21 protein-coding genes are annotated in these 24,071 nt (G+C 60.6%); 8 read left to right on the top strand and 13 right to left on the bottom strand.

The genetic code is table 11. The features are described from left to right. Positions 1-138: 138 nt before the first annotated feature. Positions 139-3,579, top strand: a complete 3,441-nt coding sequence (pyc, locus tag FMN63_RS18695) for a pyruvate carboxylase (protein ID WP_148585697.1) — start codon at positions 139-141, stop codon at positions 3,577-3,579. 463 nt (positions 3,580-4,042) lie between these two features. Here pyc and FMN63_RS18690 read toward each other — a convergent pair whose 3' ends face one another. The 3 genes from FMN63_RS18690 to FMN63_RS18680 all read right to left on the bottom strand — a co-directional run bounded on the left by FMN63_RS18690 (position 4,043) and on the right by FMN63_RS18680 (position 5,980). Further along, positions 4,043-4,558 (bottom strand): DUF1697 domain-containing protein, encoded by a 516-nt coding sequence (locus tag FMN63_RS18690; protein ID WP_148585696.1) that lies wholly within the window; start codon positions 4,556-4,558, stop codon positions 4,043-4,045. Positions 4,559-4,653: 95 nt separating this feature from the next. Beyond that, positions 4,654-5,409 (bottom strand): glutamine amidotransferase, encoded by a 756-nt coding sequence (locus tag FMN63_RS18685; RefSeq protein ID WP_148585732.1) that lies wholly within the window; start codon positions 5,407-5,409, stop codon positions 4,654-4,656. Between the two features lie 94 nt (positions 5,410-5,503). Next, positions 5,504-5,980, bottom strand: coding sequence for a tellurite resistance TerB family protein (locus tag FMN63_RS18680; RefSeq protein WP_148585695.1), 477 nt, complete (start codon positions 5,978-5,980; stop codon positions 5,504-5,506). 308 nt (positions 5,981-6,288) lie between these two features. On the opposite strand from FMN63_RS18680, the gene FMN63_RS18675 reads away from it, so the two are divergent. The 5 genes from FMN63_RS18675 (at position 6,289) to FMN63_RS18655 (ending at position 14,571) form a co-directional block, all read left to right on the top strand. After that, a complete protein-coding gene (locus FMN63_RS18675) occupies positions 6,289-7,551 on the top strand; it encodes an imelysin family protein (protein ID WP_148585694.1) in 1,263 nt (420 codons plus the stop codon). Positions 7,552-7,632: 81 nt separating this feature from the next. Continuing rightward, positions 7,633-9,162 carry a di-heme oxidoreductase family protein gene (locus FMN63_RS18670; RefSeq protein WP_148585693.1) on the top strand — a complete coding sequence of 510 codons (1,530 nt, stop codon included), beginning with the start codon at positions 7,633-7,635 and terminating at the stop codon, positions 9,160-9,162. Next, positions 9,162-10,241, top strand: a complete 1,080-nt coding sequence (locus tag FMN63_RS18665) for an imelysin family protein (protein ID WP_148585692.1) — start codon at positions 9,162-9,164, stop codon at positions 10,239-10,241. Before FMN63_RS18670 ends, FMN63_RS18665 begins: the two co-directional genes overlap by 1 nt. Beyond that, complete coding sequence (locus FMN63_RS18660; RefSeq protein WP_209001231.1) at positions 10,222-11,373, top strand: DUF1513 domain-containing protein; 1,152 nt, start codon at positions 10,222-10,224, stop codon at positions 11,371-11,373. Before FMN63_RS18665 ends, FMN63_RS18660 begins: the two co-directional genes overlap by 20 nt. 285 nt (positions 11,374-11,658) lie before the next feature. Next, a complete protein-coding gene (locus FMN63_RS18655; RefSeq protein ID WP_148585691.1) occupies positions 11,659-14,571 on the top strand; it encodes an AsmA family protein in 2,913 nt (970 codons plus the stop codon). A 111-nt stretch (positions 14,572-14,682) separates the two neighbouring features. Here the strand turns inward: FMN63_RS18655 and FMN63_RS18650 are convergent, their stop codons facing one another. The 3 genes from FMN63_RS18650 to FMN63_RS18640 all read right to left on the bottom strand — a co-directional run bounded on the left by FMN63_RS18650 (position 14,683) and on the right by FMN63_RS18640 (position 16,630). Continuing rightward, complete coding sequence (locus FMN63_RS18650) at positions 14,683-15,735, bottom strand: adenylate/guanylate cyclase domain-containing protein (protein WP_148585690.1); 1,053 nt, start codon at positions 15,733-15,735, stop codon at positions 14,683-14,685. Next, positions 15,732-16,100, bottom strand: coding sequence for a group I truncated hemoglobin (locus FMN63_RS18645; protein WP_148585689.1), 369 nt, complete (start codon positions 16,098-16,100; stop codon positions 15,732-15,734). The genes FMN63_RS18650 and FMN63_RS18645 overlap by 4 nt, the downstream gene beginning before the upstream one ends. 269 nt (positions 16,101-16,369) lie before the next feature. Then, positions 16,370-16,630, bottom strand: coding sequence for a VOC family protein (locus FMN63_RS18640; RefSeq protein ID WP_148585688.1), 261 nt, complete (start codon positions 16,628-16,630; stop codon positions 16,370-16,372). 158 nt (positions 16,631-16,788) lie between these two features. Here FMN63_RS18640 and FMN63_RS18635 point away from each other — a divergent pair, with 158 nt between their 5' ends. Together FMN63_RS18635 and FMN63_RS18630 are read left to right on the top strand one after the other, a co-directional pair. Further along, the gene (locus tag FMN63_RS18635; RefSeq protein WP_209001230.1) at positions 16,789-17,322 is read left to right on the top strand and encodes a winged helix-turn-helix transcriptional regulator; all 534 of its coding nucleotides are present in this window, start codon (positions 16,789-16,791) and stop codon (positions 17,320-17,322) included. Between the two features lie 220 nt (positions 17,323-17,542). Continuing rightward, complete coding sequence (locus tag FMN63_RS18630; RefSeq protein WP_148585686.1) at positions 17,543-17,893, top strand: hypothetical protein; 351 nt, start codon at positions 17,543-17,545, stop codon at positions 17,891-17,893. A gap of 18 nt (positions 17,894-17,911) precedes the next feature. Here FMN63_RS18630 and phnN read toward each other — a convergent pair whose 3' ends face one another. The 7 genes from phnN to FMN63_RS18595 all read right to left on the bottom strand — a co-directional run bounded on the left by phnN (position 17,912) and on the right by FMN63_RS18595 (position 24,070). Further along, positions 17,912-18,469: a phosphonate metabolism protein/1,5-bisphosphokinase (PRPP-forming) PhnN gene (gene phnN / locus FMN63_RS18625; protein WP_148585685.1), complete on the bottom strand. Its 558-nt coding sequence runs from the start codon at positions 18,467-18,469 to the stop codon at positions 17,912-17,914. A gap of 13 nt (positions 18,470-18,482) precedes the next feature. Then, positions 18,483-19,628 (bottom strand): alpha-D-ribose 1-methylphosphonate 5-triphosphate diphosphatase, encoded by a 1,146-nt coding sequence (locus FMN63_RS18620; RefSeq protein ID WP_148585684.1) that lies wholly within the window; start codon positions 19,626-19,628, stop codon positions 18,483-18,485. Continuing rightward, positions 19,625-20,374 (bottom strand): DUF1045 domain-containing protein, encoded by a 750-nt coding sequence (locus FMN63_RS18615; protein WP_148585683.1) that lies wholly within the window; start codon positions 20,372-20,374, stop codon positions 19,625-19,627. The genes FMN63_RS18620 and FMN63_RS18615 overlap by 4 nt, the downstream gene beginning before the upstream one ends. Before the next feature lie 147 nt (positions 20,375-20,521). Beyond that, positions 20,522-21,226, bottom strand: coding sequence for a phosphonate C-P lyase system protein PhnL (gene phnL / locus FMN63_RS18610; protein ID WP_148585682.1), 705 nt, complete (start codon positions 21,224-21,226; stop codon positions 20,522-20,524). An 8-nt stretch (positions 21,227-21,234) separates the two neighbouring features. Beyond that, positions 21,235-22,023, bottom strand: coding sequence for a phosphonate C-P lyase system protein PhnK (phnK, locus tag FMN63_RS18605; RefSeq protein WP_148585681.1), 789 nt, complete (start codon positions 22,021-22,023; stop codon positions 21,235-21,237). Next, positions 22,020-22,949 carry an alpha-D-ribose 1-methylphosphonate 5-phosphate C-P-lyase PhnJ gene (locus tag FMN63_RS18600; RefSeq protein WP_055660043.1) on the bottom strand — a complete coding sequence of 310 codons (930 nt, stop codon included), beginning with the start codon at positions 22,947-22,949 and terminating at the stop codon, positions 22,020-22,022. The genes phnK and FMN63_RS18600 overlap by 4 nt, the downstream gene beginning before the upstream one ends. After that, positions 22,946-24,070, bottom strand: a complete 1,125-nt coding sequence (locus FMN63_RS18595; protein ID WP_148585680.1) for a carbon-phosphorus lyase complex subunit — start codon at positions 24,068-24,070, stop codon at positions 22,946-22,948. Before FMN63_RS18595 ends, FMN63_RS18600 begins: the two co-directional genes overlap by 4 nt. Between the last annotated feature and the right edge of the window lies 1 nt (position 24,071).

Raw genomic sequence — 24,071 nt, 5'->3', positions numbered from 1 at the left:
TTACGGGTGCGGGCGCAAAAGTTTTGTCCAGGTTGAAAACGGGACATGGCGTCCGGCTCTTTTCAAGAGCTTCCGACCAAAGTAGAAATCTTGCCGAAACAGGCTTTTGTTTTGCGCAAAAAATGGGGGAGAAGGCGTTTGGCGATAACAAAAATTCTCGTTGCGAACCGGTCTGAAATCGCGATCCGGGTGTTCCGTGCGGCCAACGAACTGGGCATGAAGACCGTTGCGATCTATGCCGAGCAGGACAAACTGGCATTGCACCGGTTCAAGTCCGACGAGGCCTATCAGGTCGGCAAGGGGCTCGGCCCCATCGAAGCCTACCTCTCCATCGACGAGATTATCCGGGTTGCCAAACTCTCCGGCGCAGATGCCATTCACCCGGGTTACGGCCTTTTGTCCGAAAGCCCCGAATTCGTGGATGCGTGCGAGGAAGCGGGCATCACCTTCATCGGACCGAAGTCGGAAACCATGCGCCGTCTGGGCAACAAGGTTGCCGCCCGCAATCTGGCCATCGAGGCCGGTGTGCCGGTGATGCCGGCAACGGATCCGCTGCCGGACGATGTTGAAGAGATCAAGCGCAAGGCCGCCGAAATCGGCTATCCGGTCATGCTCAAGGCCTCCTGGGGCGGCGGCGGCCGCGGCATGCGGGTCATTCCGGACGAGGCGACCCTGGCCAAGGAAGTTCTGGCGGCCAAGCGCGAAGCCATGGCGGCTTTCGGCAAGGACGAGATCTATCTGGAGAAGCTGGTTCAGCGGGCACGCCACGTCGAGGTGCAGATCCTGGGCGACGGCAAGAACGTGGTTCATCTGTTCGAGCGCGATTGTTCCATTCAGCGCCGCCACCAGAAAGTGGTCGAGCGCGCTCCCGCTCCGTATCTGTCGGCAGAAAAGCGGGCGGAGCTTTGTGAATACGGACTGAAAATCGGCCGGGCGGTGAACTATCGCGGTGCCGGAACGGTTGAATTTCTGATGGATGCCGACACCGGTGAGGTCTACTTCATCGAGGTAAACCCGCGGGTGCAGGTGGAACACACGGTGACGGAAGAGGTCACCGGTATCGATATCGTCCAGGCGCAGATCAAGATCTGCGAAGGCGAGAAGATCGGCACGCCGGAAAGCGGCGTTCCCTCCCAGGACCAGATCCAACTTCACGGCCATGCCCTGCAGTGCCGTATCACGACCGAAGACCCGGAGCAGAACTTCATTCCGGATTACGGCCGCATCACCGCCTATCGCGGGGCGACCGGCTTCGGCATCCGCCTGGACGGCGGTACGGCGTATTCCGGTGCGGTCATCACCCGCTTCTACGATCCGCTTCTGGAAAAGGTCACGGCCTGGGCCCCGACAGCGGAAGATGCCCGCAAGCGCATGGACCGCGCCTTGCGCGAATTCCGTATCCGCGGTGTGGCCACCAACCTGGTGTTCCTGGAGAACATCATCACCCACGCCGACTTTCAGGCGAATAACTACACGACCCGTTTCATCGACGAGACACCTGCCCTGTTCGAGCAGACCAAGCGGCAGGACCGGGCGACCAAGCTCCTGACCTATGTCGCCGATGTGTCTGTAAACGGGCACCCGGAAACAAAGAACCGCGCGCGTCCCCCGAAGGATGTGGCAGCGCCGGTCATCCCGATTTTCGGCGATGACAAGCCCTCCGGCACACGCCAGTTGCTGGACGACCTGGGGCCGAAGGGCTTTGCCGGCTGGATGAAGGACCAGAAACGGACGCTGGTGACCGACACGACCATGCGCGACGCGCACCAGTCGCTGCTGGCAACCCGCATGCGTACCCACGACATCGTCAGCATCGCGGACGCCTATGCAGCCGGCCTGCCCAGCCTGTTCTCGCTGGAATGCTGGGGTGGGGCGACCTTCGACGTCGCCATGCGCTTTCTGACCGAAAGCCCGTGGGAGCGTCTGCACAAGATCCGCGAAAAGGCGCCGAACATCCTGCTGCAGATGCTGCTGCGGGGCTCCAACGGTGTCGGCTACACCAACTATCCGGACAATGTGGTCAAGTATTTCGTCGCGGAAGCTGCGAAAAACGGCATTGACCTCTTCCGCGTGTTTGACTGCCTCAACTGGGTGGAGAACATGCGCGTTTCCATGGACGCGGTTCAGGAAGCGGGCAAGCTGTGTGAAGGGGTGCTGTGTTACACCGGCGACATGCTGGACAGTGCGCGGCCGAAATACGACCTCAAGTATTATGTCGGCCTTGCCAAGGAACTGGAAGCTGCCGGTGCGCATATCCTCGGCCTCAAGGACATGGCCGGCCTCCTGAAGCCGGAAGCCGCCAGGGTTCTGATCCGGACGTTGAAACAGGAAGTCGACCTGCCGATCCATTTCCACACGCACGATACATCGGGCATTGCCGCGGCCACTGTTCTGGCGGCGGTCGAAGCGGGTGCCGATGCGGTGGATGCGGCCATGGACGCGCTGTCCGGCCTGACGTCTCAGCCGTGCCTCGGCTCGATCGTGGAAGCCTTGCGCGGGTCTGAGCGCGATACAGGTTTTGACGCCAAGACGATCCGCCAGATCTCGTTCTACTGGGAAGCCGTGCGCACCCAGTACCGGGCCTTCGAAAGCGACCTGCGCTTCGGTGCGTCGGAGGTCTATCTGCACGAAATGCCGGGCGGCCAGTTTACCAACCTCAAGGAACAGGCCCGTTCGCTTGGTCTGGAAACCCGCTGGCACGAGGTGGCGCAGGCCTATGCCGACGTCAACATGATGTTCGGCGATATCGTCAAGGTGACGCCGTCCTCCAAGGTTGTTGGCGACATGGCGCTGATGATGGTCAGCCAGGGGCTGAGCGTGGAAGAGGTGAAGGACCCGGCCAAGGACGTGGCGTTCCCCGATAGCGTCGTCAACATGCTTCATGGCGACCTCGGCCAGTCTCCCGGCGGATGGCCGGAAGCGCTTCAGAAAAAGGTGCTGAAGGGCGAGGCCCCGATTACCGTTCGTCCCGGCTCGCTGCTGAAAGATGCCGATCTGGATGCGGAGCGCAAAGCTGTTTCCGAGAAGACCGGCCAGGACGTCAGCAATACCGAGCTTGCCTCCTATCTGATGTATCCGAAGGTGTTCACGGACTTCGAAAAGGCCCAGCAGCAATACGGTCCGACGTCCGTCTTGCCGACCCCGGTCTACTTCTATGGTCTGGAGCCGGGCGATGAGATCTCCGTCGATCTGGAAGCGGGAAAGACGCTGGTGATCCGCTGTCAGGCAATCGGCGAAACCGACGTAAAGGGCGAGAAGAAGGTCTTCTTCGAGCTCAACGGCCAGCCGCGCATCATCAAGGTGCCGGACCGCGCCCACGGCGCCACCGGCGCTGCCACGATGCGCAAGGCCGAGGACGGCAACACCGCCCATGTCGGCGCGCCGATGCCGGGCGTGATCTCCACCGTTGCGATCACCGCCGGACAGGACGTGACCGCAGGCGATGTGCTGGTCTCCATCGAGGCCATGAAAATGGAAACCGCGCTCCACGCCGAACGCGACGGCAAGATCAAGGAAGTCCTGGTTTCGACGGGGTCCCAGATCGACGCCAAGGATCTTCTGGTGGTCTTCGAAAGCTAGGACGCAGGCGATAGCATTGGCTAAAAGCCGCCCGGAGCCATTCCGGGCGGTTTTTTTGTTTCCTTGTCGCCGGTCATTCCGGACACGTGAGGCTGCAGCCGAACGCAGGTCCGGAACCCGAACATGATCAGTGTTGCAAACGCGGCCCTATTCTAAATCGGGTGTTCGCTGCGCTCACGCTGATATCTGGATTCCGGATCGGCGTGCAGAGATGCTGCACTTGTCCGGAATGACGGTGGAGGTGGCGGGAGACGGCATTTGGGCAATCTCTTGCCGCGCTCTTTGAAAGGCCGCAGATACCACTTGTCATCCCGGGCGAAGCGTAGCGCAGACCCGGGACCCATGACGCCCGGGCAAGGATAATTTGGATGCGGCCCCGTCGTTTCCCAAGGCGTCGCTAGCATTTCCCGCGTATATGCGTGCGGGGTAACAAATGGCGATCCCCGGCGTTCCATATCATGCCTCACACCCGTTCCCGTGCCAGATCCAGCAGTTTGCGGACGGTGTTGAGGTTTCGGGCCGTGCCCTGCTTCAGCGCGGGGAGTTTCAGTTTGGAGCGGCCCGAGCCGTTGGGATAGTGGACGACGATTTCACGGCCTAGAACGACGGCTTCCTCGCCATCAGGTGCCACCATGGCGTCCAGCGCATCGGACGGCGCGTCTTTGGCAAGAAAGGTCACCAGAACGCGGTTTGGTTCTGCGTCCGGAAACGGCATTTGCGCGTGAAGGCTTTCCAGCTCGGAGAGGCTTCTGAGAACGACGCCGGGCGTCTTGCCGAAGTAGCTGGTAAGGGCTTCTGTCAGCCGGTCCAGAACATCCACCGCCGTCATGTCGGTTTCGAAAACGAGATTACCGCTCTGGATATAGGTGGCAGCGTTCTGAAGGCCGATGTTTTCGGCCATTGACCGCAAATCCGCCATCGGCAGCTTGCCGGTTCCGCCGACATTCACGGCCTGCAGCAGGGCGACAAAAACAGTCATCGGTTGTTCCGGACAGGTTCAGGTGAAATTCGGATATGCGAAGCGGAGGGCTGCTGTCAGCAGCGGGAGGTCGTCGGCCGTAAAAGCGAGGCGCGCTATTCCGCAGCCTTCATCACATCATGGCGCACCGGAGCGGCGGCCGTGCCGATCCAGAGGTTCAGAAAGCGGTCGAGCCATTTTCTGACGGCGGGATCGTAGACGAAGCGGCCGGCGAAATGATCTCGGCGTTTCTGTGCGCCGGGCAATTCCATGCGCGGTGCGCCCTTGGTCGTCCAGCGGACCATCATCTGGTGGGTCAGTTCCGGGTGAAACTGAATACCGTAGGCGCAAGAGCCGACGCGGATCGCCTGGTTGGGGTAAGTCGGTCCGGACGCCAGCAGATCGGCACCACGGGGCAGGTCAAAACCTTCCCGATGCCACTGATAGACCTTTTTCGGCCAGTCCATCAGGGATTTGCCGGCTTCGGTCGGCTGCAGGGGGTAGTAACCGATCTCCACCAGACTTTCCTGGTGGCCGGAAACCGTGCCGCCCATATGCTTGACCATCATCTGGGCGCCAAGGCAAATGCCGAGAAAGGGTTTGCCTTCGGCAAGCGGTATGCCGATCCAGTCGATTTCCTTCTGGAGGAAGGCATCCGGGTCGTTGGCACTCATCGGGCCGCCGAAGATAACGGCGCCGGCATGATTTTCCATCGTGTCGGGCAACAGGTCGCCGAACCGTGGCTTGCGAATGTCGAGCGCGAAGCCGCGCTTTACAAGCTCAAGACCCACCCGCCCGGGCGAGGAATGCTCCTGATGCAGGACAATCAGAACTTTCGGTCGGTTCTTCAAGGGATCGGACTGAAAAAGCATGGACTTAATATGAGGCAGGTCGGTGTGAAAATCGAGTCCCGTTGCCTCATCATCCTGCATAAATGCGCATCCCTGCTGATTATAGCATGGGCGGTCAGTCGCCTTCGTGGGTTTCCGGAGCCGTCTGGGCAACCTTGTGACGCAAGTTCATCCGGTCGCGCGTGGAGACGCCCAGAAGTTCGGCGACCCGCCAGATGGTGTTGTCCTCAAACTCGTGGACGTGGCCGTCGGCATAAACGATTTCCCACATCATCTCGACAATGCCGAGGCGCTCTTCCTCATCGGTGGTGCGTTTCAGTACCGAGGTAAAGCCGTAAAGATCGACCGCTTCCTCGTCGCGCTGCTTGGCAGCGGCAATCAGTTCGGTGGTCTCTTTGTCTGAAAGATCATAATGGCTGCGAAGGATTTCGCGCAGCTTCGCGCTTTCGCTTTCCTCGATCACGCCGTCAATATCGATCAGGTGAAAAAGCAGGGCCGCGGCGGCCAGACGCTTGTCGTCTTCGGCGAAGGTCTTTTCTCCGCTGTCGCCTAAGGTGAGTTCCCGGACAAAGCTTTTCAGCGCATTGAGCATGTCTGTCATTCCTGTTGCATGGCCCCCCAAACAGGCCCATTTTATTGCTATACCATTCCCTCTTTTCCATCAAAGGGTTGTTGTCGGCATTCGGCCTCCGGACATGGGAAGAAAATCCGGCATTTCCAAGTCAACTTTTTGGAATTGTTCTAAACTATTGATTTTTTTGGAATTATAACTTGACTTTCTGCCTCATGAAATGTTTTCCATCTCCATGTTGGACGTGGTTACACGTCGCAAAATCATTCGGGTTTCGCCCAGGGCAGGTCCATGCGCACCGGGGGCGGCACAGTTTACGGGATGGATCTATGAATACTTTCAAGCTTGGCCTTCTGGCGGCTTCCGCTCTTTTCGTCACACCGGCACTGGCCGCGACGCCTTCCGATATCCTGTCGACCTACGGCGACATCGCACAGGTAGAATATGCGGACTCGCTGGCAACGGCGAAGACGCTCAAGACCGCCATCGACAAGCTGGTGGCCGAGCCGACCGAAGCAAACCTGGAAGCGGCGCGCGCCGCCTGGAAGGAAGCGCGCGTTCCCTATCAGCAGACCGAAGCCTACCGGTTCGGCAATGCCATTGTCGACGACTGGGAAGGCAAGGTGAACGCCTGGCCGCTCGATGAAGGCCTCATCGACTATGTCGATACGTCTTATGGCGATGAATCGGAAGAAAACGACCTCTACGTCGCCAACGTGATTGCCAATCCGTCGCTCAAGGTGGGCGGTGAAACCATCGATGCCACCGAAATCACGCCAGACCTTCTTGCTGATACGCTGCAGGAAGCCGGTGAAGTGGAAACGAATGTGGCCACCGGTTATCACGCCATCGAATTTCTGCTGTGGGGTCAGGACCTCAACGGCACCGATGCCGGTGCGGGCAACCGGCCGGCGACCGACTTCGATCCGGCCAATTGCACCGGCGGCAACTGCGAACGCCGCATCCAGTATCTGCAGGCCGCAACCGATCTGCTGATTTCCGATCTTGGTGAAATGGCCGCTGCCTGGGCTCCGGACGGAGCTGCTCGCGAGGAACTGGCCAGCAAGGGCGAGGCCGGTGGGCTGGCCACCATCCTGACCGGTATGGGCTCTCTTTCCTACGGTGAGCTGGCTGGCGAGCGCATCAAGCTTGGGCTCATGCTGCATGATCCGGAAGAAGAGCATGACTGCTTCTCCGACAACACCCACATGTCGCACTACAACGATGTTGTCGGTATCCGGAACGTCTATTTCGGGTCTTACGAGAGCCCGGTCGGCAACGATGTGTCCGGTGCGTCCCTGGCCGATCTGGTGGCGGAAAAGGATCCGGCGCTGGCCAAGGAAATGAAGACGAAACTCGACGCCACGCTGGCGGCTTTCGAAGCCATGAAGGCACGGGCCGAAGGCGGTGAAGCCTATGACCAGATGATTGGCGAAGACAACGAAGAGGGCAACGCCGTCGTGCAGGCAGCCGTGGATGCCCTGGTCGACCAGACTGCTTCCATTGAACGTGTCGTGAAGGTGCTTGACCTCGACGGTATCGCGTTCGAAGGCTCCGACAGCCTGGACAATCCAGGTTCCGTTTTCGAATAATCAAACAATCGTCGGGCGGCTTTGGCCGCCTGACAGCTTTTCTGCGAATTGGGGCTCGCGGATAAAAGTCAGGATGCGAATATGAGACTGTTCCCCAGACCGGGCGCCAAGACAGGCGTCTTTTTGTGTTTCTGCCTCGTTGCAGGCACCGCCCTTTCAGACGATACGCTGTCTTACCGCGATGATTTATCGTCAAAAGACCGGCTCAAGGCCGCAAGCGTTCTGCACCCTCCGGCCGACTTCGAAGCCGCGGAAAGCTTCGAGCTCATGCAAGGTGGGGCCGGAACGTCCCGAAAGCGGATCAACCGGGACGCCTATTCCCAGTCCAATGCGAATCTGACGTTCGAAGAACAGGCGACCTTCAAGGTGGGCAATGGCCTGTTCAGGAAACTCTGGGCCTCTTCCCCCTCGTCGACGCAGGCCTCTGATGGCCTTGGGCCGCTTTATAACGCGCGCTCGTGTCAGGGCTGTCATCTGAAGGACGGTCGGGGACGGCCGCCGTTGCAGGGCGAAGACGCCGTTTCGCTGTTCCTGCGCCTGTCGATTCCGCCTCAAACCGACGAAGAGCGCCAGGCGCTGGCCGACAGGGACATCATGCTTGTTCCGGAACCGACCTATGGCGGCCAGTTCCAGACCTTTGCCGTGACGGGCCTTGCGGGTGAAGGGCGGTTCGATATCGACTTGGAAGAGATCGAGGTTCCAATGGCCGGTGGCGAAACGGCCGTGCTGCAAAAGCCTCTCTACAAGATCCGGGATCTTGGCTACGGCGACATGCATCCCGACACACTGATCTCGCCCCGGGTGGCGCCGCCCATGATCGGCCTCGGTCTCGTGCAGGCCATCCATCCCGGCGACATCGAAGCGCTTGCAGATCCGGATGATGCGGACGGCGACGGTATTTCCGGCAGGGTCAGCCGGGTACGCGACCCTGAAACCGGCGCGCTGACACTTGGTCGTTTCGGCTGGAAGGCGTCCAAGCCTTCAATCCGTGCCCAGAGTGCGGCCGCATTTTCCGGAGACATCGGCATTTCCACGCCGGAGATGCCGGACAACTACGGCGACTGCACAGACGCACAGACCGCCTGCCGGGTCTTGCCGCATGGCGAACAGGCCAACCTCGGCGTTTCGGAAGCTCCTGATCCGGTGATGGATCTCGTCACCTTCTATTCTGAAAACCTGGCAGTGCCGATGCGCCGGGACGTGGATGATCCCGATGTGCTGAAGGGCAAGGAGATTTTCTACGCGGCCGGTTGTCCGGCCTGTCACCGGCCGAAGTTCGTCACCAGCCGGAAGGCGGAAAATCCCGCGCATCGGTTCCAGTTGATCTGGCCTTATTCTGATTTCCTGTTACATGACATGGGAGACGGCCTTGCCGACAACCGACCGGTGGGTGACGCCGGTGGCCAGGAGTGGCGTACGCCGCCGCTGTGGGGCATTGGCTTGACCGAGACGGTCAACAGTCATACGCGGTTCCTGCACGACGGTCGCGCACGGAACCTGCTGGAGGCAGTGCTTTGGCACGATGGCGAAGCCAGACAAGCGCGCGACGCGGTTGTTGCGCTTTCGCCTTCTGACCGGCAATCGCTGATACATTTTCTGGAGTCCCTTTGATGCGCCGTTTGCTATTCGCTGTTCTTGCCTTTGGTGCTGTCACCGTCCAGCCTGCGTTTGCCACGGACTATGAGCCGAAACTCGACAATCTGATCGAGACCTACATTCAGCCGCAGACCAGCGCCTTTGCAGAAACCACGGCAAAGCTTCCGGATGCGGTGCGCGCGGTCTGCTCCACTGCGGACGCGGCATCGGTCGAAACGTTCAAGACAGCGTATTCGGAGACGGTACGCGACTTCGCGCATGTGCACTTCTTGCGGTTCGGTCCGCTGCTCGACAACGATCGTCTGAGCCGGCTGGCCTTTCTACCGGATCCGCGCGGCATCACGCAGCGCCAGATCCGCAAGCTTCTGGCCTCCGAGGACAAGGACGCGCTGTCGGCGGGCACCCTCAAGGACAAGAGCGTGGCAGTTCAGGGGCTGACGGCGCTGGAACTGCTGGCTTTCGACAAGAACAGCGCGGTTCGGCTGGGACAGGAGGGCAAGGACAAGGCCTTCACTTGCGGTTATGCGCTGGCGATTTCGGAAAACCTTGCCGAGATGGCTGCTGAAATCGCGGAAGGCTGGCAGGACCCGGACGGATACAGCGCGGTGCTTCTGACCGCCGAAGGCGGAAACGAACGGTTTCACACATCAAAGGAAGCGCTGGAAAGCGTGTTCAATGTGCTGGTTACGGGGTTGATCATTGCCCGCGACCAGGACGTTCTTCCGGCACTTGGAACGGGCAAGGACAAGGCCAAGGCGACCCGGTTTCCGTTTTCGCGCTCCGGCAACAGCGTGGTTTACCTCGTCGGCGAACTGCGCGGCGTTCAGGAGGCTCTCGGTGCTCTGGATCTCATGGATCTGACCCCGAACGACTTCGTCTGGATCTACAATGCGGTCGATTTCGAGTTCGGCAACGCTGTCGGTCTTCTGGAAGCGCTGCAGCCCCCCTTGCGCCAGTCCTTCGAGGACGGCGACGCCTACGACAAGGTCACCGTTGTGGCGATCACGTTGAAATCGCTTCGCGACACGATTGCTCTTGAACTGGCCGGTGCTCTGGAACTGGCGGGAGGCTTCAATGCGCTCGATGGTGACTAAACCTCTTTCCCGGCGCGGGTTTCTGGCCGCGCTCGGCGGTCTTGCCACTTTGCCGGCCTTCTCCGGGTCGACGCTGGCGGAAAGCCTGTTGAGCCGGCAGGCGTTGGAAGACGTGCCGCTGTTCGTGAGCGCCTACAAGCTTGAAAACGGCGACTATGGTGTCGGTGTCGTGGATGATCTGGGGCAGGTTCTGGCCAGGATCTCGCTGCCGGGGCGCGGCCATGGCGTTGCGATTTCACCCGACAGAACGCGGTTTGTGGCCTTTGCCCGCCGACCTGGCACATTCGCGGTCGTGGTACGGCCGTTTCAGGATGTCGAGCCGGAGGTTCTGACAGCGGAGCCGGGCCGCCATTATTACGGTCATGGCTGTTTTTCGGCCGATGGCAAATTGCTGTATGCGGTCGAAAACGATTACGCCGCAGCGCGCGGTGTGCTGGGCGTCTACGACATGAGCGGCCGTCAGGTGCAGCGGATCGGCGAGATCGAGACCCACGGCATCGGGCCGCATGATCTTCTGCTGGCCCCGGACGGACGGACGCTGGTTGTCGCCAATGGCGGCATCATGACCCATCCGGACAAGGGCCGCGAAAAGCTCAATCTCGACACGATGGCGCCAACGGTGGCGTTTCTGGACAGCGAAACCGGCGATGTTCATTCAAGCCACGCTCTGGACGCCTCCCTGCACCAGTTGTCGCTTCGGCACATGGCACTGGATGGGCAAGGGCGCGCATGGGTTGGCGGTCAGTTTCAAGGCCCGGAGACGGACCTGCCGCCGCTGGTTGGCGTGTTTTCTCGTGACGAGGCGCCTCTTCTGACGGAAATTCCGACCGGTATTGCCTCCGGCCTGCAGAATTACATTGGCTCAGTTACCGCCAACGCAAGCGGAGACGTGATTGCCACGTCCGCTCCAAGGGGTGGTCAGACGTTGTTCTGGAAAGCCGATACGGGTGCGTTCCTGGGGGCAGAAGCGATTGCGGACGGATGCGGCGTAGCGCCGATCGATCAGGGCAGCTTCCTGATATCCGACGGCAACGGAGCGCTGTCTCTTGTGGGCGATCCCACACAACCGGCCGAAATTCTGGCTCGTCCGCCGGGGATTTCCTGGGACAATCACATGTTTGCCCTGTCCTGAAGCCGAGCGAGCCGGTCAATCGGCCCTTGGTTGACTGCTTGTTTGTTTTTACTGCCAGGAATGCTGGATGACCCTAATTCGGCAGGCTTCCTGCTTTTGTCAAAATCTGCAGGCACATTGCCTTCGTCCGCATGCCGGTTCGGGGCCGGGGTGCGGCGCGGTGGATCGATTTGCCGGTAATTGAGCGTTCTCACTTCTTTCCTGCGAAAGCTATTGCTTCTGCTTGGGGACGTTCCGGCTCGATTGGTCTACATTGAGGACCGATTCGCGACGGGGAGAGACTAAATGCGTCGGCTTTTGATCGGACTGGGCAGTTTGCTGTTCATGCTGGCAACCATCGTTCTGGTGGTGCCACTGTTCCTGCCCAAGGACGAAATCAAGCGTCAGGTGGTGGAACAGGTGGACAAGCGCTTTGGCTGGCGCGTGCGCCTGGACGGGCCTGTGTCCTTGTCGCTTTTTCCGGGGTTTTCCCTGGTTGCCGAAGATATCGGACTGTCCGGTGAAGCCGGGGCAGACGGGATCGAATTCGCCAAGGCCGAGCGCGTTGAATTCGGTCTGGCCTGGGGCGGTCTCATTTCCGGCAATATCCAGGTGACCGGAATTGCCCTGGACAAGCCGGACATCTATCTGGAAATCGGCCCGAACGGCACCACAAGCTGGGAACCGCGCCGCGACATCAGCGACATTGGCGACTTGATCGAGGCGGAAACCGGAGATGCTGAAACCGCTGCGGTGGCGGAAAGCGCGCCAGCGCCTGCTTCTGAGGCGGGCGTTGAAGACACGGCCGCAAGTTCAGACGGTTACCTGAAGAGCATCGGTGTCGACAGCCTGCAGATCACCGGCGGCACTGTGACCTACAAGGCGCCCGACGCAGCGGAGCCGGTTCGTATCTCCAACCTTGATCTCAGTTTGCAGGCGCCCAGCCTGTCAGGCGAAGTCGATCTCACATCCACGTTCACCTTCCGCGAAATGCCGGTCACCGTCGACGGGTCTCTCACGAATCCGCTCGGTCTCATGGGCGGCGAGCAGGTTCCGGTAGATCTGAAGATTTCCAGTGGTGAGAACAGTCTTTCCGTCACCGGCCAGTCCGGTCTGGATCCGGTGCGTGCCGACTTGGTTCTTTCTGCCGCCGGGCCTTCCCTAAAGGCGCTTGCCGCGTTGGCCGGTCAGGATCTGGCAGCCGATCCGGGGGCATTTGCCGTGTCGGCCAAGGTTGCTGGCACCGAAGCCATGCTGTCGCTGGCCGATCTCGACATCACGCTTGGCCAGCTTTCTCTTGGCGGTGCGGCGGATGCGGATTTGTCCGGGAGCGTTCCTGAAGTCTCCGGCCGGCTGGTGCTGAAAGATGGCTCGATTGCCGATCTCCTGCAGCTTGCGGGCCAGGATCTACCGGCCAGTGGCAAGCTCAGCGTGGATCTGGCGTTCGAAACCGCCGGTTCGACGGGCGAGGAGTTGCTTGCCGGGCTTGATATCAACGGCGGCGTGCGCATCGCCGAGGGCGAAGTCGGCGGCCTGGGTCTCGCGTCGGCTGTTGGCGGCGATCCGGAAGCCGACCGTGTGACGAACCTTGCCCTGGATATCGATCTCCAGGGTCTGGAAAAACCTGTTTCGCTCAGCGGCGCCCTGTCCTGGCGGGGCGAAGCCTTCAGCGTGACCGGCGAAGGCGACACCGCCCGCCTGTTGGCGGGGGAAGCCGCACCGGTTTCGGTGACCGTGAAAGGCAACCGTGTCAGCGCGGGCTTCAATGGCAGAGCTTCGCGAGACGGTGCGCTTGATGGTGCGGTCAGTGTCGATACGGCGGACCTGCGGGGCCTCATGGCATGGCTGGGCAAGCCGCTCGGCAACGGCGGCGGTCTCAAGCGGTTCAAGGCGTCGGGCATTTTCGGTGTTGCCGGCGAGACGATCTCTTTCGAGGAAACCCGCTTCACGCTGGACGATACGTCAGGTGAAGCCAACGGGCGCATCGTTCTCGGCAACAAGCCAAATGTCACGGCGCAACTGGACCTGCGTGAACTCGTGCTCGATCCCTATCTCGGAGGCGCATCGAAATCCGGCAGCGGCGGCGGAAATGGTTCCGGGAAGGCGTCCGGAAATTCCTCGAGCGGTGGTGGTGGCGGCAAGCGCGGCGGAGCAGGCGGCTGGAGCACGGAGCCGATCGATTTCTCCGGCCTCAACGCTATCGATGCCGATTTCAAGCTGACGACAAAGGAAATCCGCTGGGACAAGATCAAGATTGACCAGAGTGCCCTGTCGACCACCATCAAGAACGGTGTGCTGACAGCAAACCTGGAAAAACTGGCCCTTTATGGAGGCTCCGGCACAGGTACGGTTACGCTCAATGGGGCCTCCGCCACGCCGGCGGTTGCCGCGAAGTTCGCGCTCGCCAACCTCAATGCCTATCCGTTGCTGCGCGATGCTGCCGACTTCAACTGGATCGAGGGCAAGACCACCATCAACCTGAATGTCACGTCCAAGGGTGGCAGCGAACAGGCGCTGGTTCAGGCCTTGAACGGAACGGCCGACTACAAGTTCATGGACGGTGCGATCAAGGGCATCAACGTGCCGAAGATGGTGCGTGGTCTGTCGGTGGAAACCCTGCTCGGCTGGCAGGCCAACCCGTCGGCCAAGACCGACTTCAGCTCGCTCGGCTCGACCTTCGAGATCCAGAACGGCATCGCCAAGACGAATGATCTGTCGCTGGTCGGTCCCCTGGTGCGCATGACCGGCAAGGGCACAACGGACATGCCGGCGCAGCGCCTTTCCTGGCGCGTGGAGCCGAAGATCGTGCCGACGCTTGAAGGTCAGGCCCCGCAGCCGCGCCGGAAGGGCGAGGACAAGAAACTGGCCGGTCTCGGTGTGCCGATCGTGATCGAAGGTGCCTGGAACGATCCGCGTATCTATCCGGACATCAAGGGCATTCTGGAAAATCCAGAGGCGGCCTACAAGCAACTGCAGCAGACCGGCGGCGAGCTGATCTCCATTCTGCAGGGCAAGAAGGAACCGTCTCAGGAACTGGTCGACCAGGCCAACAAGGTCATCAACAAGGCGACCGGCGGCAAGACCCAGATCGACGTTCAGAAGGTTCTCGAAGGCGATGTCGACGATGAGGAAGTTCTGAAGGCGGTCGAAGAAGGCTTCGGCCTGCCTTCCGGCCTTCTGGGCAACGTTTTCGGCAACAAGAAGAAAAAGAAAAACTGACGGCATGACACGGCGAAGGTGCCACATCTCGGTGCGGCACCGCGTCATTTTCCGTCGGTTTCAAGAGGTATGTTTCGCGGTTAAATGTGTCACAGCACCGGGCTTGTGCGTTCAGAACTGTCTCGCCCGGTGCGCCAGTTCGACACCAGGGTTGACCCGCATCAGCCGCATCTCTCCGAAGCTGCGGATATCGCGTTTGCCAAGGTCTTCCAGATGAAATTCATCCACCAGAAACTCCTTCATGGCATCGGGCGCCACGACGCACATCGGATTTGCAAATTCCTGCAAGCGCGCGGCCAGGTTCACCGCTGAACCGAAGACGTCATAGACATATTTCTGGATCCCGACGACCGAACCGACGGCTGCTCCCGTGCCCAGTCCGACGCGCGCCTTCCACTTGTGCTGATGGCTCTGGTTTCTGCGTTCCAGGTAGCGAATGAAGCGGACGGCGCAATTGGCCACCGCCCGCATGTGGTCCGGTGAAGGTTCGGGCATGCCCGCAACGGCAAGATAGGCATCGCCGATGGTCTTGATGCGCTCGCAACCGAATTGCTCCGCAATACGGTCGAAAGCAGTGAAGATGTCGTTCAACTCCCCGAGCGTTACCGTAGGGTCGTGTTCTGACGAGAATTTCGTGAAGCCCACGAAGTCGAGCATGACCACGGAAACGCTTTCATAAAGCTGTGGCGTGACGACGCCGAAGGTCTTGAACTCCTCATAGACCGAGCGCGGCATCAGGTTGAGGAGAAGGCGTTCAACACGTTCCTTTTCCCGCTCCAGTTCCCGCGTATTCCGCTCGACCATGGAAGAATAACTGTCGATCATCGATTCCAGTTCGCGGATCCGCGTGATGTTCTGGCACTCGACGACGAGGAAATCCTGCTCCTCGGCCGGGGCGACCGTCAAGGCGATGACCAGCGTCCGGCGCTTCATCTTGACGGAGACTTCGCCGGTAAAGCGGCCCTGGTCTTCTATTTCCGCGCGGAGCTGTTCGATATCGATATCTGGCAGCAGATCGGTGAGCGCCGCAGCGGCATCTGGTTTTCCAAACCAATCGGAAAACGGGCCGTTCTGGAAAAGTACCTGCAGGTCCTTGCTGCCGACTACGGCAATACCAACACCGATCGCGCGCAGAAGCTGCTGGTTGATGGCGGTGATGCTCATGGAGCACCGGTCGAAAGGATGGCGGAGCGGCGGGCTTCGATTTCCCGCATCACGGCTTTGATGTCACCCGGGTCGAATTTGTGTTCCACCAACGTCTCGTGCAGAAGCCGCGCGATTTCGTCAAAATCCTCGTTGTTCAGGTCAAGGGTGGCATGGGTTCGTCTCAGCCGCTCTTCCGAATAGGAAACCGGCCCGCCCAAAAGGTAGGAGATAAATTTTGTCTGATGATCGATCAGACGCGTCATGTCGACGTCGTCGAAAAAGTCGCCGATGTCCTCGGAATCGAGAACCTTATCGTAAAAAGTCATTACGATGCGGCTCACCGAGCCGAAGCCGCCGTATTTTTCAAACAATGACGCAGGCATGCCGCAGAACTCTATTTTCAAAATGAGATCAAGAATAAGAGAGTAGTCGACTATTCTGCCAATGCAAAGATTTTGTGCTTTCTATTCCTCTGGGTCACATAATCAGATTTTCTCTGCCGGTCTCGCGCGCCTTCCGGTGTCAGTTAATCCCCGAGTTGGGGCGGGCCGGGGTGTTCGTATGTTTCAATTTAGTCGCGCGCAAGGATTGGCGTTGGCGCGGCAACAGAGTGTCGCCGCACCTTCCGGGATATCCTCTCTTTTGAAACCCGCTATTTGGACAGGTCCTGGGCCAGCATGAGGGCGTTGCCGTCCGGATCGTAGAAGGTTGCCGTGCTGACCATGCCTTCGATGGTTTCTGTCGGTCCGTCAAATTTGACGCCCGCCTTTTCCAGCGCACCGCGGGCAACTGCGATATCGGCCACACCGAACACGGGAACCGTGTTTCCCGGAGAGGGTTCGGACTGTTCACCCAGCCCCAGGGTCACGCCTTCGGTCAAGGTTTTCAACTCGCTCCAGCCAGCGTCGTCCATATGTTAGAGCAGCTCGAACCCGAGCTTTTCCGCATACCAGTTGGCACTTGCATGCCTGTCGCGAACCGAGAGGGCGAGGGTGATCGTGTTATCCAGTGAAACGACAGGCATGAGACTTCCTTATGTAGCAAAAATATAGTAACTATAAAAAAATGGATATGCAGCTTCTTGTCAACCTCACATCCAAGGCCTGGTCCCTGAAAATTCTGGCTCAGCTGCATGCAGGCCTTCCCGGCCGTCAGGCTCCGTTGATTGCGGCAACGGGGGCAAGCCGCAGTTCGTTTGCGGCAAGCCTGGAACACCTGATCCAGCTCGGGTTGCTGGAGCGAAACCCCGGCCACGGCCATCCCTTGCGACCGGAGTTTCGGTTGACGGACACAGGCAAGGCCGCCGCCGCCATGGCGAGCCGGATCGAGGAGATCGTTCCCAACGAAGACGCTTTTGCCGTCTTGAGGCGCAGCTGGACAGTGCCGATCCTGGCTGTGACCGGGACCCCGAGCCGGTTTACGGCAATCAAGTCCGGTCTCGGACCGATCACGGATCGGGCGTTATCGAAGTCCCTTGGTGTTCTGGAAGATCAGGAGTGGTTGAGGCGGGACATTGACCTGTCACAGCGCACGCCCTTCCCGATTTATCGCGCCGTGAATGCGGGCCTGCAAATCAATCAGGCGATCTCCGCAGGCGTTCGCTGAGCAGAAACTGAAGCAAAGTTCCGCCCTGCGGTTGGATCGTCTGGTCTGGAGGCTGTTTTTTCCCCTGCGTCGTCCACCGCGCAACTGCCTGTTTGAAATAGTGAATTTAAAAATCAAGGAATCTGGGCGTGTGGCAAGGCCTTATGACTCTTCTGGTTCATTGCAGTTTCAGGGTTTGGCGCTACGCTTGAAAAGTCGTGGTGAATCTTGCGAGGCAAGTATGTCCCGGTCAGACGAAGAGAAATGCGGTCGCCTGATGCGCACCGCCTGCGCGAATGTCATCGGATTCTGGCAGCTTTTGCAGGAGCCGGACGTTCTCAAGATCGATCATGTCAAACGCCTGCAGTATCGGGCCTACATGATCGGTTCCGCCCTCCATCTGGCAGATCTGGTCGTCAGGCATGAACATGCCCTGATCCATCTCCGGAAGTTGGCCTGGGAGCCTGAACTGGGCGAAGAAGCAAGAAAGTTCCGTACCATGGTTCACGCATTCCGCGGTGACCATCTGGAGGCTGTTGATGCCAAGGCCCTGGTTTTCAGCCAGGCCGTCCAGAGCGCTTTCGCGGACTAGGCGCAGGTACGGAAAAGGTCAAAGACCGAGCGCGGCGACCATCCTGTCGACCGCGCCTTCCACCGTGCCTGTGTTCTCGATGCGGATCAGGTTGGCGACGTTTTCCGGCTCCAGGTCGGCGCGGCGCAAGCGTTCCTCTATTTCCTGCCTGCTTTCACGGCCGCGTGCGGCAAGGCGTTCGGCCAGAATTTCGACCGGTGCAGTGATCAGCAGAACGCTGGCGTTGCGGTACTTGTCTTCTGCCTGCTTCAACACCTTGCGTGAGCCATTGGCAATCACGGTTTCGCCGGCTTCGATTGCCCGGTCGTAGCTTTGTGGGATGACGTAGCCGAGCCCATGGGCCTCCCAGCACAGGGCAACGTTGCCGGAATCTCTCAGCTGGTCGAACTCGGCGCGCGAAATCGTGTCGTGATCCTCGGCCTCTGCATCGGCTTTGCGGGTGATGGCGCGCCGGGCGAAGCTGACGTCCGTCCGGCCCGCAAGGCGGGCCTTGAGCGCAGCCATCAATGTGTCCTTGCCGGCCCCGCTTGGGCCGACCACAAGTACCATGCGGCCCGGGCCGAGTTTTTCTGTCATGGCGGAAGCAGCCTCAGGCAACCCGTTTGCCCTCGCGCCAGACACCACGCACGATCGGAATGTCACCAACCATCTTCACCTGAATGAGATCCGCCCTGAGGCCGGGTTCCAGAATGCCGCGGTCTTTCAGGCCGATGGCACTTGCAGGCGTTGCCGTGACCATTGCGACGGACTGCGGCAGGGAAATCGCCTCGACTTCCGCAGCAAGCTGGAACGCGGCCTGCAGCAGCGAAATCGGCACGTAGTCGGAGGAAAGCACATCCAGAACACCAGCCTCGGCAAGTTCCTTCGCCGAGATGTTGCCCGAATGGGAGCCGCCCCGAACAACGTTCGGCGCCCCCATCAAAACGGCCATGCCTGCCTCGTGTGATGCCCTGGCCGCTTCCAGAGTGGTCGGGAACTCGGCGATTTTCGTCTGCAGCGACAGCGCTTCGTCCACGTGCGCCACGGTGGCATCGTCGTGGCTGGCGATGGCGATGCCGCGTGCCTGAGCGATGTCCGACAGACGCTTGCGGTTTTCAGGGGCCAGACTGCTGGCGCGTGCCTGGCGCTTGCGGATGAACTCGTCCATCTGGGCGTCGGTGAACCCCTTCTTGCCCTGATAGTAGATCTTGTAGGCATCCATCGACACGAACTGGCGCTGGCCGGGGGTGTGGTCCATCAGCGAGATCAGGCGGATGCTGTCGTCATCCTCAAACACCTTGAAGGCGTCGAGCACGTCTGGTGCGGACACTTCGCAGCGCAGGTGGATGAAATGATCGGCGCGCAGGCGGTTTTCCCGCTGGCCGGTTTCAATGGCATCGGCAAGTGCGCGCATGTCCGCATAGCCGAGATCCGCATCTTCATCCATGCCGACGCGCAGTGCATCGAACACCGTGGTGATGCCGGAACAGGCGATCTGTGCATCGTGGGCCTGTACCGAGGACACCGGGTTCCAGCGGACTTTCGGACGCGGAGCATAGTGGGTTTCCAGATGGTCGGTATGCAGTTCGACCAGGCCGGGCAGCAGGAAATCTCCTTCGCAGTCATGGCCGTCGACGTCGGTCGGCGACCCGATGCCGGAAATCAGACCGGTATCATCGACTGTCAGGGAACCGTCGAACACTTCGTCTGCGAGAACCAGACTGGCGTTCCTGAAGACTTTGGGGTGCTTGCTCATGCAGTTTCCTCTTGGGCGCGGTGCCCGCTCTGGCTGAGTGCATCGGCAGGGGCGGTGTTGCCGGTCAGCTCAAAAACCGTGTGAACCTTGAACGGCGCGCCGCGCTCGGCTTCGGTGTAAAGCGCAAAGTGGCGGCACAGCCGCTTTCTGCCGGTAACGTCCGAAAAGTGATGCCGGGCTGCATTTGTCAGCCGGTCCATGTCGGCGTCGTCTTCCAGCTTGTTGGACAGCGTCAGATGAAAACGGAACTCGTCGAAGATATAGGGGTAGCCCCATCTGACGAGGTAAGTGTCGTGCTTTTCCGACAGTCCGCTCTTGCGGCGGCGCTCCAGATCCGCCTCCGAAAGTGGCGCGCGGAAGGGCTCGAACTGGCGCACGCATAGGCTGGCGAAGGCGCCCAGGGCAGGCTCTTCCGCTTCGGGGGTGAGTGCCAGAAAGCGGCCAAGCCTGTTCACGCCGAGCGCTTCTATCTCGTAAGGCGCGATTTCCGCCGCAAAGGCTGCGCAGGCTTCCGTCAGCCCCGCCTCGGTCTGATCGGCTGCGAGGGAAAACGGGGCTTTCAAGGTCCCGTGAAATCCATAGCGCCGGGGATCGGTCGTGAGCTCCTGAAAATGTGCCGGTGTCATGCCGGGCAGTTCCGGCTGCGGCAGGGCTGCACCGGTAAAGGGATCACGCCCGAGCCAGGCGTTTCCAAGCTGCATCAGACGGTCGTCGGCGTCGGCGGCGAAATAGAGGGCATAGCGCATGACGGAAATCGCAATTTTTGAAATGTGGTTCGGCCGGGAGGTGGCAGGGCCACGTCCTTCAACTTTCTGAAGGAGTGACCTAAAGACGGGCGGTGACTTTTCTGTGACAGTTTCCGCCCGTCTGCAAGCCTTTCCTCATCTTGCGCCTCAGGCGGCCGCTTCCGCGCTGAACCCGGTTACATCGATGATGCGGTCGGCGATCTGTTCCCGCACATCCTGATCGTGCAGGATGCCGACCATGGCAACGCCGTGTGTCTTCTTCTCTTCCACCAGACGGACGACAACGGCCCGGTTGGCAGCATCGAGCGAGGCGGTCGGCTCGTCCAGCAGCAGGATCGGATAATGGGCAATGAACCCCCTGGCGATGTTGACGCGCTGCTGTTCGCCACCGGAGAAGGTGGCTGGCGGCAGGGTCCACAGGCGCTCGGGCACATTCAGCCGCGACAGCAGGGAGCGCGCCTTGTCGACGCCTTCTTCCTCGCTGGTGCCCTGGGCGATCAGCGGTTCTGCGACCACGTCTTCCGCCGACACGCGCGGGATGGTGCGCAGAAACTGGCTGACGTAGCCGATCGTGTCTTCGCGCAGGCTCAGAACCTTGCGCGGTTCGGCTCCGGCGATGTTGACGATCTCGTCGCCGGCCGTCACCAGGATCTGGCCTTCGTCACAGCGATAGTTGCCGTAGATCATCTTGAGGATCGAGCTCTTGCCGGCACCCGAAGGGCCGCCAAGGACGACGCATTCCCCGGCATTGACGGAAAATTCGACTTTCTCGACCACGGGAATGACGGTTCCACCCTGCAGGTGCATGGTGAAGGACTTGCCGACATTGTTGAGATAGAGGCGTACGGGCATTTCGGTCCTCATACCTGGAGAATGGAAGAAACGAGCAGCTGGGTATAGGGCTCGCGCGGATCGTCGAGCACCTGGTCCGTCAGGCCGCTTTCGATGACATTGCCGTGGCGCATCACCATGATCCGGTGCGACAGCAACCGGGCCACGGCAAGATCGTGGGTGACGATAACCACCGAAAGCCCGAGATCGGCCACCAGACGGCGCAGCAGGTCCAGAAGGCGGGCCTGCACGGAGACGTCCAGGCCGCCGGTCGGCTCGTCCATGAAGACCAGCCGCGGCCGGGTGACGAGGTTGCGGGCGATCTGCAGGCGCTGGCGCATGCCGCCGGAGAAGGAGCGGGGATCGTCGTCGATACGGTCACTTTCGATTTCCACCCGTCCCAGCCAGTCGTCGGCCGTGGAGCGGATGTTGCCGTAGTGACGCTCACCAACCGCCATCAGCCGCTCGCCGACGTTGGCGCCTGCGGAAACATTCATGCGCAGGCCTTCGGCCGCGTTCTGGTGCACGAAGCCCCAATCGGTGCGCATCAGGAGGCGGCGTTCGGCCTCGGTCAGCTGGTAGAGATTGCGCATGGTGCCGTCACGCATGCGGTATTCGATGGCGCCGGCCGTCGGGGCAAGCCGTGTCGACAGGCAGTTGAGCAGCGTTGTCTTGCCGGAACCGCTTTCGCCGACGATGGCCAGCACTTCGCCGGGCCACAGATCAAAGGAGACATCGGCGCAGCCGATGCGGTCGCCATAATAGCGGGTGACGTTGTGAACCTGCAGCAGCGGGTCCGTGGACGGAAAGGCGTTCATCGGGCGGTCTCCTCTGCCTGGGTGGCGCCGAACTGGTGTGCCGCAGGATCAGCCGCCATCGGGCCCAGATGGCCGTCCGCGCGCCGTTCTTCGCAATAGTCGCTGTCAGAGCAGACGAACATGCGTCCGCCCTTGTCATCCAGGATGACCTCGTCCAGGTAGACATTCTCCGCGCCGCACAGGCCGCAGGGCTTGTCGAATTTCTGCACTTCGAACGGGTAATCCTCGAAGTCGAGGCTCTTCACCTTGGTGTAGGGCGGAATGGCGTAGATGCGTTTCTCGCGACCGGCGCCGTAAAGCTGCAGGGCTGCCATCTGGTCGATCTTCGGATTGTCGAATTTCGGCGTTGGCGAAGGGTCCATCACATAACGGTCGTTGACCTTCACCGGGTAGGCGTAGGTGGTGGCGATGTGGCCGTTCTTGGCGATGTCCTCGTAGAGCTTCACGTGCATGAGGCCATAGTCCTCGAGCGCATGCATCTTCCGGGTCTCGGTTTCGCGTGGTTCCAGGAAGCGCAGGGGTTCGGGGATCGGGACCTGGAAGACAATGATCTGGTCTTCGCGCAAGGCCTTTTCCGGAATGCGGTGGCGGGTCTGGATGACGCTGGCCTCCGACGTCTCGTAGGTGGTGCGTACACCTGCGGTCTTTTCAAAGAAACCGCGCAGGGAGACGGCGTTGGTCGTGTCGTCGGACCCCTGGTCGATCATCTTCAGGCAATCGTCCTTGCCCAGGATTGCCGCCGTCACCTGCACCCCGCCGGTGCCCCAGCCATAAGGCATGGGCATTTCGCGAGAGGCGAAGGGCACCTGATAACCCGGAATGGCGATGCCCTTCAGGATTGCCCGGCGGATCATGCGCTTGGTCTGCTCGTCCAGATAGGCGAAGTTGTATTCGCCCTGTTCAAAAATCTGAGCCGTGTCGTTCATTCTGCGGCCTCCTGGGCAGCGCTGCCCTCTTCTTCTTCCTGGCGGCGTTTTTCGAACCACTCGCCACGCATGCGGCGCACGAGGTCCAGTTCGGCCTGGAAATCGACGTAGTGCGGCAGCTTCAGATGTTCGACGAAGCCGGTCGCCTGGATGTTGTCCGAATGGGACAGGACAAATTCCACGTCCTGGGCCGGGGCGGATGGTTCCTCGCCCAGCTCCTGCCAGCGCATGGAACGGTCGACCATGGCCATGGACATGGCCTTTCTCTCCACCTGACCGAAGACGAGACCGTAGCCGCGAGTGAAGGTTGGCGCCGTCTTGGCGGAGCCCTTGAACTGGTTGACCATCTGGCACTCTGTCACCTTGATGGTGCCAAGCGTGACGGCAAAGCCGAGCTCCTCGGCAAAGAACTCCACTTCAACTTCGCCGTAGCGGATCTCGCCGGCAAAGGGGTGTGTGCGGCCGTAGCCGCGCTGAGTGGAATAGGCCAGGGCCAGCAGGAAGCCTTCGTCGCCACGGGCAAGGTTCTGCAGGCGCAGGTCCCGGTCGGCGGGGAAGGACAGAGGTTCGCGGGTCAGGTCACCGACCGGGGCGTCCTCGTCGGTCACCGGGTCCGGCTCCATCAGGCCTTCGTCGCCAAGCAGATCGGTGACGCGCGGCATGCTGTCGTCTTCAACGCGGGCGGTTTCGGCCGGCTTTTCAAGGCCGTCCTCTTCGGCGGCCAGCGCGAAGTCCAGCAGGCGGTGGCTGTAATCAAAGGTCGGGCCCAGCACCTGGCCGCCGGGCAGGTCCTTGTAGGTGGCCGAGACGCGCCGTTCCACAAGCGTTTTCGCGGTGTCGATCGGCTGGCTGTAGCCGAAGCGCGGCAGGGTCGTGCGGTAGGCACGCATCAGGAAAGCGGCTTCGATCAGGTCACCTCGTGCCTGCTTGATGGCAAGCGCGGCCAATGTCTCGTCGTAGAGCGAGCCTTCGCCCATGACGCGGGCAACGGCATGGGAGAGCTGCTGAGCAATCTGCTCCAGTGTCAGCGAGGGAACGGATGTGTCGCCCCGGCGGCGCTTGGCCATGAGCTTGTGGGCGTTGCGAATGGCTTTTTCGCCACCCTTTACAGCTACATACATG

The sequence above is a fragment of the Stappia sp. BW2 genome (assembly GCF_008107695.1).
GTDB lineage: Bacteria > Pseudomonadota > Alphaproteobacteria > Rhizobiales > Stappiaceae > Roseibium.
The sequence above is the reverse complement of the archived record's forward strand: the minus strand, read 5'-3'. Positions and strand labels throughout refer to the sequence as shown.

What these genes read in the sequence shown, in the direction of transcription:
- FMN63_RS18600 (WP_055660043.1), bottom strand. Translation starts at nt 22,949, where the DNA reads ATGAACGACACGGCTCAGATTTTTGAACAGGGCGAATACAACTTCGCC.
- FMN63_RS18615 (WP_148585683.1), bottom strand. Translation starts at nt 20,374, where the DNA reads ATGCGCTATGCCCTCTATTTCGCCGCCGACGCCGACGACCGTCTGATG.
- phnN (WP_148585685.1), bottom strand. Translation starts at nt 18,469, where the DNA reads ATGACAGAAAAACTCGGCCCGGGCCGCATGGTACTTGTGGTCGGCCCA.
- FMN63_RS18665 (WP_148585692.1), top strand. Translation starts at nt 9,162, where the DNA reads ATGCGCCGTTTGCTATTCGCTGTTCTTGCCTTTGGTGCTGTCACCGTC.
- FMN63_RS18685 (WP_148585732.1), bottom strand. Translation starts at nt 5,409, where the DNA reads ATGCTTTTTCAGTCCGATCCCTTGAAGAACCGACCGAAAGTTCTGATT.
- FMN63_RS18690 (WP_148585696.1), bottom strand. Translation starts at nt 4,558, where the DNA reads ATGACTGTTTTTGTCGCCCTGCTGCAGGCCGTGAATGTCGGCGGAACC.
- FMN63_RS18660 (WP_209001231.1), top strand. Translation starts at nt 10,222, where the DNA reads ATGCGCTCGATGGTGACTAAACCTCTTTCCCGGCGCGGGTTTCTGGCC.
- FMN63_RS18645 (WP_148585689.1), bottom strand. Translation starts at nt 16,100, where the DNA reads ATGCCTGCGTCATTGTTTGAAAAATACGGCGGCTTCGGCTCGGTGAGC.
- FMN63_RS18655 (WP_148585691.1), top strand. Translation starts at nt 11,659, where the DNA reads ATGCGTCGGCTTTTGATCGGACTGGGCAGTTTGCTGTTCATGCTGGCA.
- FMN63_RS18670 (WP_148585693.1), top strand. Translation starts at nt 7,633, where the DNA reads ATGAGACTGTTCCCCAGACCGGGCGCCAAGACAGGCGTCTTTTTGTGT.
- FMN63_RS18680 (WP_148585695.1), bottom strand. Translation starts at nt 5,980, where the DNA reads ATGCTCAATGCGCTGAAAAGCTTTGTCCGGGAACTCACCTTAGGCGAC.
- FMN63_RS18635 (WP_209001230.1), top strand. Translation starts at nt 16,789, where the DNA reads ATGCAGCTTCTTGTCAACCTCACATCCAAGGCCTGGTCCCTGAAAATT.
- FMN63_RS18620 (WP_148585684.1), bottom strand. Translation starts at nt 19,628, where the DNA reads ATGAGCAAGCACCCCAAAGTCTTCAGGAACGCCAGTCTGGTTCTCGCA.
- FMN63_RS18650 (WP_148585690.1), bottom strand. Translation starts at nt 15,735, where the DNA reads ATGAGCATCACCGCCATCAACCAGCAGCTTCTGCGCGCGATCGGTGTT.
- FMN63_RS18630 (WP_148585686.1), top strand. Translation starts at nt 17,543, where the DNA reads ATGTCCCGGTCAGACGAAGAGAAATGCGGTCGCCTGATGCGCACCGCC.
- FMN63_RS18675 (WP_148585694.1), top strand. Translation starts at nt 6,289, where the DNA reads ATGAATACTTTCAAGCTTGGCCTTCTGGCGGCTTCCGCTCTTTTCGTC.
- FMN63_RS18640 (WP_148585688.1), bottom strand. Translation starts at nt 16,630, where the DNA reads ATGGACGACGCTGGCTGGAGCGAGTTGAAAACCTTGACCGAAGGCGTG.
- phnL (WP_148585682.1), bottom strand. Translation starts at nt 21,226, where the DNA reads ATGCCCGTACGCCTCTATCTCAACAATGTCGGCAAGTCCTTCACCATG.
- phnK (WP_148585681.1), bottom strand. Translation starts at nt 22,023, where the DNA reads ATGAACGCCTTTCCGTCCACGGACCCGCTGCTGCAGGTTCACAACGTC.
- FMN63_RS18595 (WP_148585680.1), bottom strand. Translation starts at nt 24,070, where the DNA reads ATGTATGTAGCTGTAAAGGGTGGCGAAAAAGCCATTCGCAACGCCCAC.